An 18,327-nucleotide genomic window follows, 5' to 3' on the forward strand; every position below is an offset into this window, starting at 1 on the left:
CGCAACACTGGACCTGTCGCCGGAATCCACCATCACATGAAGGGCACGTCATGGACATCAAGCTCGAACTGGTCGCCATTCCCGTCACCGACATCGACCGCGCCAAGGACTTCTACGTCCGCCTCGGCTTCAACGCCGACCACGATCACACGGTCAGCGAGGACCTGCGCTTCGTCCAGCTGACCCCACCCGGTTCGGCCTGCTCGATCTGCATCGGCAAGGGAATCACCGACGCCGAGCCCGGTTCCGTCGTCGGCATGCAGGTAGTGGTCAAGGACATCGAAGAGGCTGAGCGCGAGTTCAAGGGCCGCGGCATCGACATCAGCCCGATCGACGACCAGGCTTGGGGCAGATTCATCTACTTCGCCGACCCCGACGGCAACAAGTGGGCTGTCCAGGAGATCGTCATCCCGGACCTCAGCGGCAGCAACTCCTGAAACGAGCGACATGAAAAATCCCCCCACCTCTTTCGAGGTGGGGGGATTTTCTACGAACTAACGCTTAGCGGTAGTCGTTGCTGAAGCCGTAGTCGTCCAGCGGAACTGCAGCACCGGTGTTCTGGCCGAAGCCGTCCGGGCTGTAGTACTGGTCGTCGTACGACGGCACTGCGTAAGCAGCGGCGCGTGCCTCTTCGGTGGGCTGAACCTGGATGTTGCGGTAACGGTTGATACCGGTACCGGCAGGGATCAGCTTACCGATGATGACATTTTCCTTCAGACCGATCAGCTTGTCCGAGCGGCAGTTGATAGCCGCGTCGGTCAAGACACGAGTGGTCTCCTGGAACGATGCCGCGGACAGCCACGAATCCGTCGCGAGCGACGCCTTCGTGATACCCATGAGCACCGGACGGCCGGCTGCGGGCTCGCCACCCTCGGCGACAACGCGGCGGTTTGCCGACTCGAACTCGGCGCGCTCGGTGAGCGAACCGGGCAGGAACTCGGTGGCACCGGAATCGATGATCGTCACGCGACGAAGCATCTGGCGCACGATGACCTCGATGTGCTTGTCGTGGATCGACACACCCTGGCTCCGGTACACCTCCTGGACCTCGTTGACCAAGTGGATCTGAACCTGACGCGGACCCATGACTCGCAGGACCTCGTGGGGATCGGCAGCACCTTCCATGAGCTGCTGTCCGACCTCGACGTGGTCACCGTCAGCCAAGAGGCTTTCGCGACCATCGGCATGCTTGAAGACGCGCAGACGCTGACGCTTGCTGAGCTTGTCGTAGACAACCTCTTCGCCGCCGTCGTCCGGAACGATGGTGATCTTGTAGAAACGATCGCCGTCTTCGAGCTGTACCCGACCGGTGACGTCCGCGATAGGAGCCTTGCCCTTGGGCACACGTGCCTCGAACAGCTCCTGGACACGCGGCAGACCGCCGGTGATGTCATCTCCTGCGACACCACCCTGGTGGAAGGTACGCATGGTCAGCTGGGTACCGGGCTCACCGATCGACTGTGCGGCGACGATACCGACAGCCTCACCGATGTCGACCAGCTTGCCGGTGGCCATCGAACGGCCGTAGCAAGTGGCGCAAACGCCGGTGCCGGTGGTGCAGGTCAGGACCGAGCGGACCTTGACCGTCGTGATGCCGGCTTCGAGCAGAGCATCGATCGCGGGGTCACCGAGATCGTGGCCACGCTCGACGATGACGGTGCCGTTCGCGTCGACTGCATCGGCCGCCAAGGTACGGGCGTACGTGCTGGTCTCCACGTGAGCATCGCGGATCATCGTGCCGTCGGCCTGCTTCTCGGCGATCGTGGTGACGATGCCGCGCTCAGTTCCACAGTCGACCTCGCGGACGATGACGTCCTGCGATACGTCCACCAGACGACGGGTCAGGTAACCCGAGTCGGCGGTGCGGAGTGCGGTATCGGCCAGACCCTTACGAGCACCGTGCGTGTTGATGAAGTACTCGAGAACGGTCAGGCCTTCCTTGAAGGAAGACTTGATCGGACGCGGGATGAACTCACCCTTCGGGTTTGTCACCAGACCCTTCATACCGGCGAGCGAACGAACCTGAGTCATGTTGCCGGCTGCGCCGGACTTCACGATCATCGGGATCGGGTTGCTGTCGGGGAAGTGAGCCTCCATGGCCTTGCCGACCTTGTCGGTCGCTTCCTGCCAAATGGTGACCAGAGCGCTGTTGCGCTCCTTCTTGTCCAGAGCACCACGCTGGTACTGCTTCTCGATCTTGTCGGCCTGAGCCTCGAAGTCCTCGATGATGGCAGGCTTCTCCGGCGGCACGAGCACGTCGGAAATCGAGACCGTGACACCCGAACGGGTGGCCCAGTAGAACCCGACGTCCTTGAGCTTGTCGACGGTCTGAGCAACCACGATCATCGGGTACCGCTCGGCGAGATCGTTGATGATCGTCGCCTGGCGCTTCTTCGGCATCTGCTCGTTGACGAACGGGTAGTCCGCCGGAAGCAGCTCGTTGAAGAGCACACGGCCGAGTGTCGTGGTGGCGGTCCAGCCGTCACCGTATTTCCAGCCCTCGGGGAACAGTTCGTTCTCGAGGTCGCGCGGCGGACGCTGCTGCGTCAGACGCACCTTGATCTGAGCCTGAACCGAGAGCGCGCCGCGGTCGACTGCCATCTGAGCCTCGGCGGGCGAGGAGTACACGCCCTGCTCTGCCTCGTCGTTGGTCGGAGCAACGAGCTCACCGGTGACACCCTCGTCGAGACGGGTCAGGTGGAACAGACCCGTGACCATGTCCAGACGCGGCATGGCGAGCGGGCGACCCGAAGCAGGCGAGAGGATGTTGTTCGAGGACAGCATCAGGATGCGGGCCTCGGCCTGAGCCTCTGCCGACAGCGGGAGGTGAACAGCCATCTGGTCACCGTCGAAGTCGGCGTTGAAGGCCTCACACACCAGCGGGTGGAGCTGAATGGCCTTGCCCTCGACGAGCTGCGGCTCGAATGCCTGGATACCCAGACGGTGCAGCGTAGGTGCACGGTTGAGCAGCACGGGGTGCTCGGCGATGACCTCTTCGAGGACGTCCCACACCTGGACGCGCTTGCGCTCGACCATGCGCTTGGCCGACTTGATGTTCTGCGCGTGGTTGAGATCGACCAGACGCTTCATCACGAACGGCTTGAACAGCTCGAGAGCCATCAGCTTGGGCAGACCACACTGGTGCAGCTTGAGCTGAGGACCGACGACGATCACGGAACGACCCGAGTAGTCGACGCGCTTACCGAGCAGGTTCTGACGGAAACGACCCTGCTTGCCCTTGAGCAGATCGCTCAGGGACTTCAGCGGGCGGTTACCCGGTCCGGTGACCGGACGTCCACGACGACCGTTGTCGAACAGGGCGTCGACCGACTCCTGCAGCATCCGCTTCTCGTTGTTGACGATGATCTCGGGAGCACCGAGGTCGATCAGTCGCTTGAGGCGGTTGTTGCGGTTGATGACGCGGCGGTACAGGTCGTTGAGGTCGGACGTCGCGAAACGTCCACCGTCGAGCTGAACCATCGGGCGAAGCTCCGGCGGGATCACCGGAACAGCGTTGAGGACCATGCCCATCGGCGAGTTGCCGTTGGTCTGGAATGCCGCAACCACCTTGAGGCGCTTGAGTGCACGCAGCTTCTTCTGGCCCTTGCCGCTGCGGATGGTCTCACGGAGAGACTCTGCCTCGGCGTCGAGGTCGAAGTTCTGCATCAGGATCTGGATGGACTCTGCGCCCATCGCACCCGTGAAGTACTCGCCGTAACGGTCGACCAGCTCGCGGTACAGGAGCTCGTCGATGATGAGCTGCTTGACGCTCAGCTTGGTGAAGGTGGTCCAGATCTCGTCGAGACGATCCAGCTCACGCTGCGCGCGGTCACGGAGCTGACGCATTTCGCGCTCGCCGCCGTCCTTGACCTTGCGGCGGACATCGGACTTCGCGCCCTCTGCCTCGAGCTCGGCGATGTCGGCTTCGAGCTTCTGCGCACGTGCCTCGAGATCGGCGTCGCGCTGATCTGCGACGGTCTTCTTCTCGACCTGCATCTCGGCTTCGAGAGTGGACAGCTCGTTGTGACGGAGCTCCTCGTCGACGCCGACGATGACGTAGGCAGCGAAGTAGATGATCTTTTCGAGATCCTTCGGAGCCAGGTCGAGCAGGTAACCGAGACGGCTCGGAACACCCTTGAAGTACCAGATGTGCGTGACCGGTGCGGCCAGTTCGATGTGACCCATACGCTCACGACGAACCTTGGCGCGAGTGACCTCGACGCCACAGCGCTCACAGATGATGCCCTTGAAGCGGACACGCTTGTACTTACCGCAGTAGCACTCCCAGTCCCGGGTGGGGCCGAAGATCTTCTCGCAGAAGAGGCCGTCCTTCTCGGGCTTGAGCGTGCGGTAGTTGATGGTCTCCGGCTTCTTGACCTCGCCGTAGGACCAATTGCGGATGTCCTCTGCACTGGCCAAGCCAATGCGGAGTTCATCGAAGAAGTTGACGTCGAGCACGTAACTTCCTTTCCCCGTTGGGGTTACGGTTGCCGGTCACCCGGCAACCTGACTGCCAATTCAAATGTGAACTACGCCCCCGGGCCGCTCTTTCAAGAGCAACCCGGGGACCGAAACCTAGTTCGCGAGGTCGTCGACCGTCGCAGCTTCGTTCCTGGACAGGTTGATGCCCAGGTTCGCTGCGGCCCGCTCCAAGTCCTCGTCGTCGCCGTCCGCCATCGTGATGGCCGCGCCGTCCGAGGACAGCACCTCCACGTTGAGGCAGAGCGACTGGAGCTCCTTGAGGAGCACCTTGAACGACTCGGGGATGCCGGGTTCGGGGATGTTCTCGCCCTTGACGATGGCTTCGTACACCTTGACTCGACCGACCACGTCGTCCGACTTGATGGTCAGCAGTTCCTGCAGCGTGTAAGCCGCGCCGTAGGCCTGCATCGCCCAGCACTCCATCTCACCGAAGCGCTGGCCACCGAACTGGGCCTTACCACCGAGAGGCTGCTGCGTGATCATCGAGTACGGACCGGTCGAACGAGCGTGGATCTTGTCGTCGACCAAGTGGTGCAGCTTGATGATGTACATGTAACCGACCGAGACCGGGTACGGGAACGGCTCGCCGGAGCGGCCGTCGAACAAGGTGGCCTTTCCGTCGGGTCCGACCATCTGCTCGCCGTCACGGTTAGGCAGCGTCGCGCCGAGGAGACCGGTGAGCTCGTCTTCCTTCGCACCGTCGAACACCGGGGTGGCGATGTTCGAGTCGGCCGGAGCGGACAGCATCTCTTCCGGCAGGGTCGCAGCCCAGTCGGGACGAGTGCCGTCGGACGCGATCTGAATGTTCCAGCCGGTCTTGCCGATCCACCCGAGGTGGGTCTCCAAGACCTGACCGATGTTCATACGACGCGGGACACCGTGCGTGTTCAAGATGATGTCGACAGGCGTGCCGTCCGAGAGGAACGGCATGTCTTCCTGCGGCAGGATCTTGCCGATGACGCCCTTGTTACCGTGGCGGCCGGCGAGCTTGTCGCCGTCCTGGATCTTGCGCTTCTGTGCCACGTAGACGCGGACCAACTCGTTGACACCGGGAGGCAGATCGTCGTCTTCGTCACGTGAGAACACGCGGATTCCGATGACCTTGCCGGTCTCACCGTGAGGAACCTTGAGGGACGTGTCACGAACCTCGCGAGCCTTCTCACCGAAGATGGCGCGAAGGAGGCGCTCTTCGGGGGTCAGCTCGGTCTCGCCCTTCGGCGTGACCTTTCCGACCAGCACGTCGCCGTCACGAACCTCGGCACCGATACGGATGATGCCGCGCTCGTCGAGGTCGGCGAGGACCTCGTCGGAGACGTTCGGGATGTCGCGAGTGATTTCCTCGGCACCGAGCTTGGTGTCGCGGGCATCGATCTCGTGCTCCTCGATGTGAATCGAGGTCAGGACGTCCTCTTCCACGAGACGCTGCGACAGAATGATCGCGTCCTCGTAGTTGTGGCCTTCCCACGGCATGATCGCGACGAGCAAGTTCTTGCCCAGCGCCATCTCACCGTTCTCGGTGCAAGGGCCGTCGGCCAGAACCTGGCCGGCCTCGACACGCTGTCCCTCGTCCACGATCGGACGCTGGTTGGCGCACGTGCCCTGGTTGGAACGCGCGAACTTGCGCATCCGGTACGTCTTGCGGCTTCCGTCGTCAGCCATCACCGTGACGTAGTCCGCGGAGATCTCCTCCACGACACCGGTCTTCTCGGTGATGATGACGTCGCCGGCATCCACAGCTGCACGCAGCTCCATGCCGGTTCCGACGAGAGGTGCCTCGCTGCGAACCAGCGGGACAGCCTGACGCTGCATGTTCGCGCCCATCAGGGCACGGTTTGCATCGTCGTGCTCGAGGAACGGAATCATCGCGGTTGCGACGGACACCATCTGACGCGGCGAAACGTCCATGTAGTCGATGTCGGAGGACGCGACGAACTCGACCTCGCCACCCTTACGGCGGACGAGAATCTTCGAGTCGGTGAAGCGACCCTCGCGGTCGATGGCCGAGTTGGCCTGCGCGACTACGTGGCGGTCTTCTTCGTCAGCGGTCAGGTAGTCGACCTCGTCGGTCACCTGTCCGTCGACGACGCGACGGTACGGGGTCTCGATGAAACCGAACGGGTTGACGCGGGCGTAGACCGACAGCGAACCGATCAGGCCGATGTTCGGGCCTTCCGGGGTCTCGATCGGGCACATGCGGCCGTAGTGCGACGGGTGAACGTCGCGAACCTCGAGGCCGGCGCGCTCACGGGACAGACCACCCGGGCCGAGGGCGGACAGACGACGCTTGTGCGTCAGCCCCGACAGCGGGTTGTTCTGGTCCATGAACTGCGACAGCTGGGAGGTTCCGAAGAACTCCCTGATCGCAGCGACGACGGGACGGATGTTGATCAGCGTCTGAGGCGTGATTGCCTCGACGTCCTGCGTGGTCATGCGCTCACGAACCACACGCTCCATGCGGGACAGGCCCACGCGGATCTGGTTCTGGATGAGCTCGCCGACGGTACGCAGACGACGGTTGCCGAAGTGGTCGATGTCGTCGACCTCGACGGGAACCTCGACGCCGCCCGGAGCCGTCATCGAGGTGTCACCTGCGTGCAGACGCACGAGGTACTCGACGGTGGCGACGATGTCTTCTTCGGTGAGCGTGGATGCAACGATCGGCTGACCCGCGTTCAGGCCGAGCTTCTTGTTGATCTTGTAACGACCCACGCGAGCGAGGTCGTAGCGCTTGTCCTTGAAGAACAGGTTCTCCAGCAGGGTCTGCGCGCTCTCCTTGGTGGGGGGCTCGCCCGGACGCAGCTTGCGGTAGATGTCGAGCAACGCCTCATCGGTGCCGGCGGTGTTGTCCTTCTCCAGCGTGGCCATGAGGATCTCGGAGAAGCCGAAGCGCTCCGTGATCTGCTCGGTGGTCCAGCCGAGTGCCTTGAGCAGGACGGTGACAGGCTGACGACGCTTGCGGTCGATACGGACACCAACGGTGTCGCGCTTGTCGACGTCGAACTCGAGCCATGCGCCGCGACCCGGGATCACCTTGACGCTGTGCAGATCCTTCTCGGTGCTCTTGTCGACGCTCATGTCGAAGTACACACCGGGGGAACGCACGAGCTGCGAGACGACCACACGCTCGGTGCCGTTGATGATGAAGGTGCCCTTGTCGGTCATCATCGGGAAATCTCCCATGAAGACCGTCTGGCTCTTGATCTCACCAGTGTTGTTGTTGATGAACTCCGCGGTGACGAACAACGGCGCCGCGTAGGTCATGTCCTTGTCTTTGCACTCGTCCGTCGAGGCCTTGACCTCGTCGAATCGAGGGTCGGAGAAGGACAGCGACATAGTGCCGTTGAAATCCTCGATCGGAGAAAGCTCCGCGAGGATGTCCTCGAGACCACCGGACACTGCATTGTCGCCGAGTGCCGCTGCTCGTTCACGCCAACTCTGCGCGCCGATCAGCCACTCGAACGAATCTGTCTGTACGTCAAGAAGCCCGGGAACTTCGAGGGGTTCGCGAACTTTCGCGAACGAAACCCTCTTCGGGGCTCCGGGGATTCCGGAAACTGCCTTGGTCTGGCTAGAGACTGCCAAGATGCGTCCTTCCAGCACCTCACGCGGGCCGCTCCGTGCTGTTGCGACCGCCGCTGTATCTGCTTCGAATTTCGCTGGTTACAACCCGAACGAAACCCGTCGCAGAAAGCAAGAAGTACTTGACTTCGCAGCGGTTGAGACGAGGGGTGGACAGGAGGCAGCCAGCGCAACGTCCAAAAGTACACCCTTACTCTGGAAATGTCGAGTCGGGTGTAACTGAGGGTCGAATTCAGATACTGACGTGAGACTGCCGATCACTCGTCCGTGCATGTTCACCGATCAGAGTGGACCTTGCGGACCGCTCCGTCAAGGGCGAGAGCGCGTGTCGCAGCATTCGAACATTCGTGACGAGCATTCGAACACTGCCACCGGAAGTGTAGCCAGCAACGGCGTCACATACGAAAAATCTGGACCGACATCGTGCGTCGGTCCAGATCTTCGCGCTGGTACTGGTCGCGAATCTCCGAGCTACTGGTCGCGAATCTCCGAGATCAGCCAGTTTCCGTCCTGCTTCTCCAGACTCACGATGACCATTCCGGAGCGAGAGTCTGCCGCCACGCCGTTCTGCGTCGAGCTGACGTTCAGTTGGGCGAGCAACTGCGCCCGGTCCTTCTCGAGTCGTGTGATCCCGATCAGCGGGACATCAGCGGTCGTTGCCGTCTGAGTTTGTTCGACGCCGGCCTTCTGCGTGTCCTTGTACTGGGTCAGCTGATCGCGCATCGACTGGTTCAGGCCCTGGACACCCTTGTCGAAATCGGCGTCGAACGTGTCGGGCGAGAACGTGAAGACTGCAGCCAACGCCGACGGCGTCACACGAAGAACCTCAGCCGTGGCGCCTTCGTCCACCCAGGCGATGTCGTCCGTCTTCGCGCCGACTTTGAAGAAGGCGATGCCGGCGAGGATCGCGACGATGACCGCTGCGGCCCCCAGGATCGCGACCAGGCGCCAACCGGCCTTGGATTGTGTAGGTGTTGTCGCCGACTCCCCCGCGCCCGTCTCCGGGGTAGCAGGGGCCTTGGGCTCGTCTGCGTCGGTTTTCGCCGGTTTGGTCAGATCGGGGCCTGGTGTGGATTCCGGAGCGTCGGTTTCCGTCTTCGGCGGCTCGATGTCTCCGGACTCGGCCTTCGTGAGCGTCGGCTTCGCAACCTCCGGCTTCGCAACCTCCGGCTTCACAGCCTCCTGTGTCTCTTCTTCCGGCTGTTCGATCGTGGGCTCGACCGGGTCCGAATCGGACGTCCCCGCGGGGACGTTGAGCGAACGAGCGCTTCCAGCGATCTTCGGCCGACGGTTCTGTGGGGAGGACGGTCCGCCGGTACGACGTTTGGGTGGCATTACGCGCTTCTCCTTCGAGGGATGTCGGTGTGCAGGTTCGACGAACTACTGGCCACCGGAATCACCACCCTCGGTTGTCGGTGCAGGAGCACCGGATGCAGGTGCTTCGGTCCCCGAACCGGGTGCGGGCGTTGCGTCAGGAGCAGGCGTGGAGCCGTCGGCAGCCGGCAGAGTGCCCGAGCCGAGATCGAGCCGCGATCCGATCGGATCAGCGGACTGCGCCTTCCAGACCCCGTCGACCTCGACCATGCCCAGCCGCATGCCGAGCTGATTCTTGACGAACTGGTTGCCCTGGGTCGTGGTGACTCGAACGACGACCAGTGCCGTGGCGGTCCGGTCATCGGTATTGAGCTCGGTCAGCGCGGACTGCACAACTTCGGTGTCAGCCTTCGAACCCGAGTTACGCAACTCGTCGGTGATCGAATCCTGAACGGTCTGCAGATACGTCGTCATCTCGTCACCGGTCACCGAAGAACGCATGTTCTCGATCGACTGGTCGAGATTGGCCGAATCCGCGTTGTTGAGGTTGATCGCGACTTGCTGCGCACCGATCAGCGCGTCGTCACGCATCTCGGCTGTGGTGCGGTCGGTGGTGAGCGCCCGAACGTACGGGACGCCGAACACACCGAGCGCAACCACTGCCGCCAGAAGCAAGACACCGACCGCAATCAGAGACGCTGTCAGCCCCTTCGGTCTACCGGTTGTCGGCGCTCCCGATTCGACTTGCTCGGGCCCGCCGGACTGCGGGGAACTGTTTCTCTGAATCACACTCACTACCCTACTTACCTGTTTTGCCCAGCCTCTGGCCGCGAATCGTCAACTGCCACAACTCAGTAGCCTGAACTGCACAAACTCGACCACATTCGGATCGGTCTACTTCGGTGTCACTCCGAGCAACGGCGCCAACTGCGTCGCGATCGGGTTGAGGTTCAACTTGTCCGGATCGACCTTCGGCTTGAAGTCCCAAGGCTGGATCGTGTCGGGATCGGCGTACACCACGCGGTTGGCACTGCGGACGCCCGTCTCGCTGCCCAGCGGCGTCTCACACGACGCGGCGGTGTTGAGCGGGAAGTCCTGCTGGGTGTCGTCGAAATTGGGATTCTGACGCTTCATCTCGTCCAGGATCGCCATGGTGCCTTCGTAACCCACCGTGCACGAGAGCGGATTGTTGGTCTCGAGCACCAAGCCCTGATGGACCGTTCCGTCGCCGGGAGCAACCGTCGGTGCGGCAGCGGCCAGGCCGGGAAGGAAGATCAGGAACGGCTGCAGCGCGATCGTTCGGGGTGCAAGCGTCTTGGTGGTCGCGGCAAGATTGGTCAGGTCAGTCGTCAGGCTCGGGCCCGCCTCGTTGATGAGGGCACCGATCTGATCGCTGGCCGGGATGCCGTTGTCGATCAAGCGACGGATGTCCGGATCGCTGGTCCGCAACTGCGCCGTGACAGCATCGAGATCGGTACTGAACTGCTTGATCGCGGAGGACTGATCCGACTGCGTCGTCAGTACCGTCTCACTGTTCCGAATCAGCGCGAGCGTCTGAGGCAGAGTGTCGAGCCCGGACTGCGAGAGACCGGACAGCGAATCGGCCAGGACCTGAATGTCCTCGCCCTTGCCGTTGAATGCGGCACCGAGTTCGACGGCGACGGTGTGGAGCGCGTCGACCGGCACGGACTTGACCAAGCCGTTGGCGCTGGTCAGCACATCCTCGATCGGGATCGGAGTTGTGGTGTCCCCCACCGCGATCACCGAGCCGTCCGCGAGGAACGGTCCCTGATCGGTATCGGGCTGAAGGTCGACGTACTGCTCACCGATGGCGGAGCGGTTGGCCACGACTGCACGGGCCGACGCGGGAATCTCCGGAGCACTGTTGTCGATCTTCAGGTCGACCTGAATTCCGTCCTCGGTCAACGACATGTCGCCCACTCGACCGACCGGCACACCGCGATACGTCACCTCGGCGTTGGTGAAAATTCCACCGGACGTGGCCAATTCGGTCTTGACCGTGTACTGACCGAACCCCATGAGGTTGTCCAGACGCACGTACTTGGCGCCGACGTAGATGAGACCCAGAAGCGCGACCACCACGAAGCCGACGAGCTGCCATCTGACCAGAGCTGATCTCACTGTCCATCACCACCGATTCCGAACTGTTCCAGCATTCCCTGGATGGGGTTGAGTGGGTCCGCTGCCGGAGCCGGTGTTGCCGGGTCACCGGCGGTGGTGGCGGGTAGACCGGCGACGACGGGGATCTGCGGCAGGATCGGAGCGATCGGCAGCAGCGACACCGTCGGCCAACCCGGCCGCGGTCCGTTTCCGTTGTAGTACGGGTTGGACGGATCGACTACCGGCTTGGGATTGCCGAACTTCGGCTGACGGTATTCCGGTTCACCCTGTCCGACACCGAGACCCGAGAGAGTGTTGCCGATCTGCAAGTCGACGCTCAGGAAGAGGTTCACGGAACCACCCTGCGCAATCTTCTCGACACCGTCCGGGAACGGGAACGTCGGAAGGAAAGGAAGTGCCCCGACGAAGTCGTCACCGGAGTCTGCGAGCGCCTGCAGCGTTGGACGCAGAGCCTGAAGATCAGCGATCAGATCGTCCTTGGACTGCGTGAGGACGTCGGTTCCCACTGTTCCGAGTCGATCCACCTGAGCAAGCATCTGCGTCAGCTGCGGGCGCTGCTCGTTGAGAACCTGTGTCGCAACGGGGAGTTCCTCGAGAATCTTCCCGATCTTCTCGTTCTGATCGTTGACGCGGGTCGAGAGCACATCCAGGCCGTCGAGCGCGCGGGTGATGTCGTCACGCTGTTCGTTGAGTCCACCGATGAGTGTGTTCGCCTGCTCCAGAAGACTTCTCGTCTTGCCCTCGCGACCGTCGAATGCGGCCCCGAGTTCTTCGACGATGGGTTGCAACTGGCCCACACCGCCGCCGTTGAGCAGCAGCGACAATGCGCCGAGAACCTGCTCGATCTCCGTGGCGTGGCGAGTGCGATCGAGCGGAATCAGGTCTCCGTCGGCCAGCTTCGCAGAGTCCGGTCCGGACGGCGGGGCCGACAACTGGATGAACTTCTCGCCGAGCAGGTTGGTCTGCTCGACCGCGGCAATTGCGTTGGCGGGTAGATCAACCGACGAGTCGAGGATGATTCCGACGTCCGCGGTCCATCCGTCCGGTCCGACCGACACGTCGTCGACTCGACCGACCGGAACACCGTCGACCTTCACAGCGGACTGCGGAACAAGGTCCAAGACATCGTCGAACTGAATGGTCAAGTGCATCGGATCAGAACCCACATCGGGACCGCCGGGAAGCGGAACCGCGTAGATTCCCTCGGACGAGCAGGCTGTTGCCGAGATCAGGACGGCGCACAAGCCGGCGCCGACTATCAATGAACGCTTCACTCGCCCTCCCCGTTTCCACTGGTCAGTCGCGGTGACACGACGCCGGGCACAGTGCCCGGAACTACCTGCATCTGTCGTTCGGAACCGGCAAGGATGCCGAAGGGAAGGTTCAGGCCTGCAGCCTGATTGGCTGCGTCGGTCATCGCCGCGACGTTTGCGCACTGGTCGATAGCCGGTTGCATCTGCCTTCCCAATGCCTCGAACCGAGGATCACCGGGCAACAGCTTGCCGAGGTCCATCAACTTGCAGAGCACGCCGGCCGGGTTCTGAAGATCAGGGAACGCCAGACGTGAAGCCAGCACACCTGATTCGGCGTCGTACGAGTTGACCAGGTTGGAGATCGCCAACGGAAGCATGGTGAGCGTGTTGGCCAGGGCTTCCTTGTTGTTCGCCAATGTCTGTGTCGGTTCGACGAGACCCTCGGTTGTCTGGACCAGTTGATCACGGTTGTCTGCCACGAACTTCGCGACGTCGCCGAGAGCAATCGAGAGCTGGTTCAGAGCGGCACCGAGATCGTCGCGCTCACCTGCCAAGAATCCGGTCAGGTCCGACAGCTGGGTGTTGAACTGACGCACCTGCTGATCGTTGGCCGCGAGAGCGCCCACGAAAGTATCCAGGTTCTTGATGGTGAGCGAGATGTTGTCACGCGAATCATTGAGCGTCCGTGCGGCATCCGAGAGGTTGGTGATGCTGTCTCCCAACGCTTCACCGTTGCCCTCGAGGTTGGCCGCACCCGTCTCGACGAAATCGGACAGCGCGCCGTTCTTGTTGGCACCTTCGGGACCGAGCGCCGACGCGAGTTCGTCGATGCTGGAGTACAACTGGTCGACCTCGACGGGCGTCGCAGTCTTCTCGATCGGAATGACTGCACCGCTGGCCATCTTGTCGCCGCCGGTGAAGACCGGTGTCAGCTGGATGTAGCGGTCGGCAACCACCGAAGGCGTGATCTGAGCGGCACTGGCACCGGCGGGGATGTCGATCCCACGATCGACGCGCAACTCGACCTTGACCTGATCTCCCTGAGGTTCGACGGATTCGACGGTGCCGACCTTGACACCGAGAACACGAACGTCGGAACCGTCGTAGATACCCACCGACTTGTCGAAGTAGGCGGTGATCTTGGTGGTACCGGCGCGAGTGAACACCCACCACAGCGCGCCACCGATTACGAGTAACCCGATCAGAACAGCGGCGATGATCGCGACCGAGCGCTTCTTGGAGCCGCTTCCGGCTTCGGCAGTATCAGCCATCAGTTGCCTCCCAACGTACGAACGGGGTCACGGTAGCCCGGAATATCCGGCAGACCCGGCGGAAGGAGGTTCACGACGACCTGGTCGAACCAACGGCCGTTGCCGACCACGTTGGCGTACAAGCGAATGAAGGGTTCGTAGAGCTTCAGTGCCTTGTCCAAGTTCTCGTTGTTGGCCTTCAAGATGTCGATGACGCCGTTGAGCTGCGTCAGCGCCGGCCCGATTGCCGCCTCGTTGTCACGAACGAGACCGGTGAGCTGCTGAGAGACGCGCTGAGTTCCGGTGAGCAGCTGCGAAATCGCTTGCTGGCGATTGTTGAGTTCCTGCACCAGAAGTCCGCCGTCACGGATCAGCTGGGTGAATTCCTTGTTGCGATCCGCAAGAATCTGCGACGTCTTCCCGGTGGCGGCGAAGAGCTTCTGCAGGTCCTGATCGCGGCTCGCGATCGTCTGCGACAGCCGGCTGACACCGTCGAGCGAAGCGCGGACATCGCCAGGTGTCTCGGAGAATGCCTGGGACAACGTCTCCATGCTCTTCGCCAACTGGTCGGTGTCGATGTCGCCGACGGTGTCCGCCGCTGCCGAGAAGGCCTGAACGACGTCGTACGGAGAGGTGGTGCGCTCGAGCGGAATCCGGTCCTTGGGATCGAGGTTGTCGGTTCCGCGCGGATCGAGTGCGAGGTACTTCTGTCCCAGAATCGTCTTGATCTGAATGGACGCAGAGGTTTGATCTCCCACCCACGCGTCACTGACCTTGAAGTCGACGAGAACACGGTCACCGTCGAGATCGACGGAAGTGACCTTGCCGACCTTCACGCCGGCGATACGAACCTCGTTGCCAGGCTTGAGACCCGCAGCTTCGGAGAACTCGGCGGAGTAGGACGAGCCTGCTCCCACGAACGGAAGCGAATCGAGGAAGAACGCGGACAAAGTGGCCAACAGCACCACGAAGATACCGATGGCTCCGGCCATTGCCGGACTGCGACGTTTACTCATCGACCTTGCAACTCCCTCATACCGTCTTGAGTGCATCGCGTGGCCGCGTTGGTGTAAATCGGCTGATTGACCGTCGGCAGGCCGGTGGGCAGATTCAGCGAGGCAGACTGTCCTGGACCGGCAACGATGTCGATTCCGCACAGGTAGAACTGGAACCAGGAACCGTAACTGGCTACGCGAGCGAGCTTGTCGAGCTTGACCGGCAAGGTCTCGAGCACCGCGTTCACGTCGTCACTACGACGGTTGAGTGTGGTCGCCAGCGTGTTGAGCGCCGTGATCGAGCCCTGAATCGACGGCCGCGTCGGCTCGAGCAGATCTGCCGTGGCATCGGTCAACCCGGCGAGTGAGGTGACGGCCGAACCGACGACACCGCGCTCGTTGGCCAACCCGGTGACGAGTTGCTGGGTGTTGACGATCAGCGAATCGAGGTTCTTGTCGTTCGCGTTGACGGTGTCGAGAACGTCGTTGAGGTTCTTGATCACCGCCCCGATGACGGCGTCCTTGTCCGCGACGGTGTTGGTCAAACTCGCTGTGTTGCGGACGAGTTCGCTGATGGTGCCGGACTCCCCCTGGAAGACCTGGATGATCTGGTAGGACAGCTTGTTGACGTCGTCAGCGCTCAGGGTGGTGAAGAGCGGCTTGAATCCGTTGAACAGCGTCGTGAGATTGACTGCCGGGCGAGTCTGCGCCAACGGCAGGGTATCGCCGCCGGTGATCTTCTGTCCCTGGCTGCCTTCACCTTGCGAGAGCGAAATGTATCGCTGCCCGACCAGGTTGCGGAACCGGATCGTGGCGATGGAACTGGCAGGCAACCAATCACGGTCGGACACCGAGAACTGCACCTCGGCCTGGTTGTCGTTGACGATCGCGATCTTCTCGACCTGTCCGACACGAACACCGGCGATGCGCACCTCGTCACCCTCGTTCAGCGAAGTGACGTCGGAGAAGACGGCGTTGAACTTGGTGCCTCCGCCGCCGCCGAGGTTGGCGATGCTGGCGGCCAGCAATCCTGTTGCCAGGACGGTGACCACCACGAAGATGATGAGCTTTGTCAGTGGAGCTGCGAGTCCTCTCATTGGACGCTCACCTCCGCACCGGAAAATGCCGGAGCACTGACCATCGTGGTCCACGCCGGAACATCGTCCGGCGCAACACCGTTGGCCTGTCCGTAGATCACCTTCAACGTATCCTCTTCGAGTTTCGAGCCCGCGTAGCCGGCCTGCTGAGCAGGGCCGCTGTTGTTGGTCGAGAACAACTGAGGTCCTGAGCCCTCGGGTGCAGGCAGGAATTCCATGGTGGCGGGACCGGGATTGCGGGAAGGAACCTGGTAGGAACCGTCACCGTACGAACCACCGGGGTACTGCGGGAACGGACGACCTGGCTCGGTGACGTTGTCGTAGCAAACCGGGCCGCGGTTGTCGACGAGCCGTGGCTCGTCCTGGTTGGGCAGGTAGCGACCCTTGGGGTTCACGATCTGAATACTCGCACGCACACCAGGATTGGGCGCGTCGGTGGACAGGATCTTGGCAGCTTCCGGGGCGGTGTCCGAGAAGCCCTTGAACGTGCACCCGAACGTCGGTGAGTACTGAGCCAGAAGCTGGAGAGCTTCCTTCGAATCCGCAGCGAGCGTGATGATCGAGGACGAGTTCGCTTCGAGGAAGGCTGCGGTGTCCGACGATGTCACGGTGAGCGACGCCAGCAGAGTCCGCAACTGGTCCTGCTTCTGAACCACCGTGTTACCCGTGGTCCGCAGATTGTCGAGAGCGTTGATCAGATCGGGCGCAGCGTCCGAGTACGTCTGGGAGAAGTCCGCGAACTTGCGCAGATCCTCTTGCACCGCGGGCAGCTCGGTGTTGACGCCGCGGAAGATCTCCTCGAGACGATCGACCGTCAGACCGAGCTCAGCGCCGCGTCCCGTCAGACCCTGCGCGAGAGAACCGAGAGTGTTCGCCAGATCCTGCGGCGGAATCGCCTGCAGAAGTGGGAGCAGTCCGTCCAGAACGTCGCCGACCTCGACAGCGTTTCCGCTCTTGTCCTGCTGGATCACCGTTCCCGCGGAAATCGGCGCAGCGGTGGTTCCCTCCGGAATGATCAGGGAGACGTATCGCTCACCGAAAAGCGTCTTCGGGAGCAGACGTGCCGTCACGTTCGACGGAATCAGATCAGCCTTGTCCGGTTCGATCGCGAGGACCGAGGTGACCTGGCCGTCTTTTGTCGACGCGGATCGCACCTCGCCGACCAGCAGACCACGAACCTTGACGTCCGCGTTGGGTGGCAATGCATTTCCGACGGTGTCGGTGACGAGGTCGATCTTCACGACGTCCTTGAACGTCTTGTTGAAGGTTCCGATGGTGAAGGCCAGGAACAGTGCCAACACCACGAAGAACACGAGTCCGAGCACACGGCGGCGCAGGACTGACGGAGCCTCGATCATCCGGCCACCCTCACTGTCGTCGTGGTGCCCCAGATTGCGAGGCTGAGGAAGAAGTCGAGAACGGCGATCGTGACGATTGCGGCGCGAACAGCGCGGCCGACGGCCACGCCGACGCCTGCGGGACCACCCGAGGCATGGAACCCGTAGTAGCAGTGGATCAGAATCAGCACGAAGGCGAAGACCAGGACTTTCGCAAACGAATACAGCACGTCCTGCGGTGGCAGGAACAGATTGAAGTAGTGGTCGTACGAGCCCGTCGACTGCCCGTTGAACACGGTACTGATCACTCGCGACGCGAGGTACGCCGCAAGCAGACCCACGATGTACAGCGGGATGACGGCGACGAAGCCGGCGATCATGCGGGTCGTGACCAGGAACGGCACTGACGGAACTGCCATGACCTCCAGTGCGTCGATCTCTTCGGAGATTCGCATGGCACCGAGTTGAGCGGTGAAACCACAACCCACCGTCGCCGAGAGCGCAAGAGCCGCAACGATCGGAGCGATCTCACGGGTGTTGACGTATGCGGACAGGAAGCCGGTCAGGACCGAGCTACCCAACTGCTCCAGAGCGGCGAAGCCCTGCAGACCGACGACGACACCGGTGAATCCCGACATCATCGCGATGACACCGATCGTTCCGCCGATGACTGCGAGCGCACCGCTACCGAAGGTCACTTCGGCGAGCAGCCGAAGCGTCTCCTTCCGGTACCGATGCAGGGTGCGCGGGGTCCATGCGATGGCGCGCGCGTAGAACGACATCTGCTCGCCCGCGCGGTCCAACGCGTTCACTGGAATTCTGGCAATTTTGCGGCTCTTCAGCAGGAACTGATCGCCGCGGCCTCGTGCGATGGTCAT

General features: G+C 62.3%; 12 protein-coding genes. 1 reads left to right on the forward strand and 11 read right to left on the reverse strand.

The annotated features are described in order from the left end of the window. Positions 1–50 precede the first annotated feature (50 nt). Positions 51–437 (forward strand): glyoxalase superfamily protein, encoded by a 387-nt coding sequence (locus H7C86_RS13905; RefSeq protein WP_182261696.1) that lies wholly within the window; start codon positions 51–53, stop codon positions 435–437. A gap of 64 nt (positions 438–501) precedes the next feature. Here H7C86_RS13905 and H7C86_RS13910 read toward each other — a convergent pair whose 3' ends face one another. The 11 genes from H7C86_RS13910 to H7C86_RS13960 all read right to left on the reverse strand — a co-directional run bounded on the left by H7C86_RS13910 (position 502) and on the right by H7C86_RS13960 (position 18,327). After that, positions 502–4,458, reverse strand: a complete 3,957-nt coding sequence (locus H7C86_RS13910; RefSeq protein WP_019744304.1) for a DNA-directed RNA polymerase subunit beta' — start codon at positions 4,456–4,458, stop codon at positions 502–504. Positions 4,459–4,575: 117 nt separating this feature from the next. Further along, positions 4,576–8,082, reverse strand: a complete 3,507-nt coding sequence (gene rpoB, locus H7C86_RS13915) for a DNA-directed RNA polymerase subunit beta (protein WP_019744305.1) — start codon at positions 8,080–8,082, stop codon at positions 4,576–4,578. A 450-nt stretch (positions 8,083–8,532) separates the two neighbouring features. After that, on the reverse strand, positions 8,533–9,396 hold the full coding sequence (locus tag H7C86_RS13920; protein ID WP_046378227.1) for a hypothetical protein: 864 nt from the start codon (positions 9,394–9,396) through the stop codon (positions 8,533–8,535). A 45-nt stretch (positions 9,397–9,441) separates the two neighbouring features. Continuing rightward, positions 9,442–10,170, reverse strand: a complete 729-nt coding sequence (locus H7C86_RS13925; protein ID WP_019744307.1) for a hypothetical protein — start codon at positions 10,168–10,170, stop codon at positions 9,442–9,444. Positions 10,171–10,269: 99 nt separating this feature from the next. Further along, the gene (locus tag H7C86_RS13930) at positions 10,270–11,517 is read right to left on the reverse strand and encodes an MCE family protein (RefSeq protein ID WP_019744308.1); all 1,248 of its coding nucleotides are present in this window, start codon (positions 11,515–11,517) and stop codon (positions 10,270–10,272) included. Further along, on the reverse strand, positions 11,514–12,791 hold the full coding sequence (locus H7C86_RS13935; RefSeq protein WP_020906821.1) for an MCE family protein: 1,278 nt from the start codon (positions 12,789–12,791) through the stop codon (positions 11,514–11,516). Before H7C86_RS13935 ends, H7C86_RS13930 begins: the two co-directional genes overlap by 4 nt. Next, positions 12,788–14,041, reverse strand: coding sequence for an MCE family protein (locus H7C86_RS13940; protein ID WP_003941941.1), 1,254 nt, complete (start codon positions 14,039–14,041; stop codon positions 12,788–12,790). The genes H7C86_RS13935 and H7C86_RS13940 overlap by 4 nt, the downstream gene beginning before the upstream one ends. Next, on the reverse strand, positions 14,041–15,036 hold the full coding sequence (locus H7C86_RS13945) for an MCE family protein (RefSeq protein ID WP_003942053.1): 996 nt from the start codon (positions 15,034–15,036) through the stop codon (positions 14,041–14,043). Before H7C86_RS13945 ends, H7C86_RS13940 begins: the two co-directional genes overlap by 1 nt. Further along, positions 15,033–16,112, reverse strand: a complete 1,080-nt coding sequence (locus tag H7C86_RS13950; RefSeq protein WP_019744310.1) for an MCE family protein — start codon at positions 16,110–16,112, stop codon at positions 15,033–15,035. Before H7C86_RS13950 ends, H7C86_RS13945 begins: the two co-directional genes overlap by 4 nt. Next, positions 16,109–17,470: an MCE family protein gene (locus H7C86_RS13955; protein ID WP_019744311.1), complete on the reverse strand. Its 1,362-nt coding sequence runs from the start codon at positions 17,468–17,470 to the stop codon at positions 16,109–16,111. Before H7C86_RS13955 ends, H7C86_RS13950 begins: the two co-directional genes overlap by 4 nt. Further along, the gene (locus H7C86_RS13960; protein ID WP_047268907.1) at positions 17,467–18,327 is read right to left on the reverse strand and encodes an ABC transporter permease; all 861 of its coding nucleotides are present in this window, start codon (positions 18,325–18,327) and stop codon (positions 17,467–17,469) included. Before H7C86_RS13960 ends, H7C86_RS13955 begins: the two co-directional genes overlap by 4 nt.

Source organism: Rhodococcus sp. UFZ-B548 (assembly GCF_903819475.1).
Taxonomy (GTDB): Bacteria; Actinomycetota; Actinomycetes; order Mycobacteriales; family Mycobacteriaceae; genus Rhodococcus_F; species Rhodococcus_F erythropolis.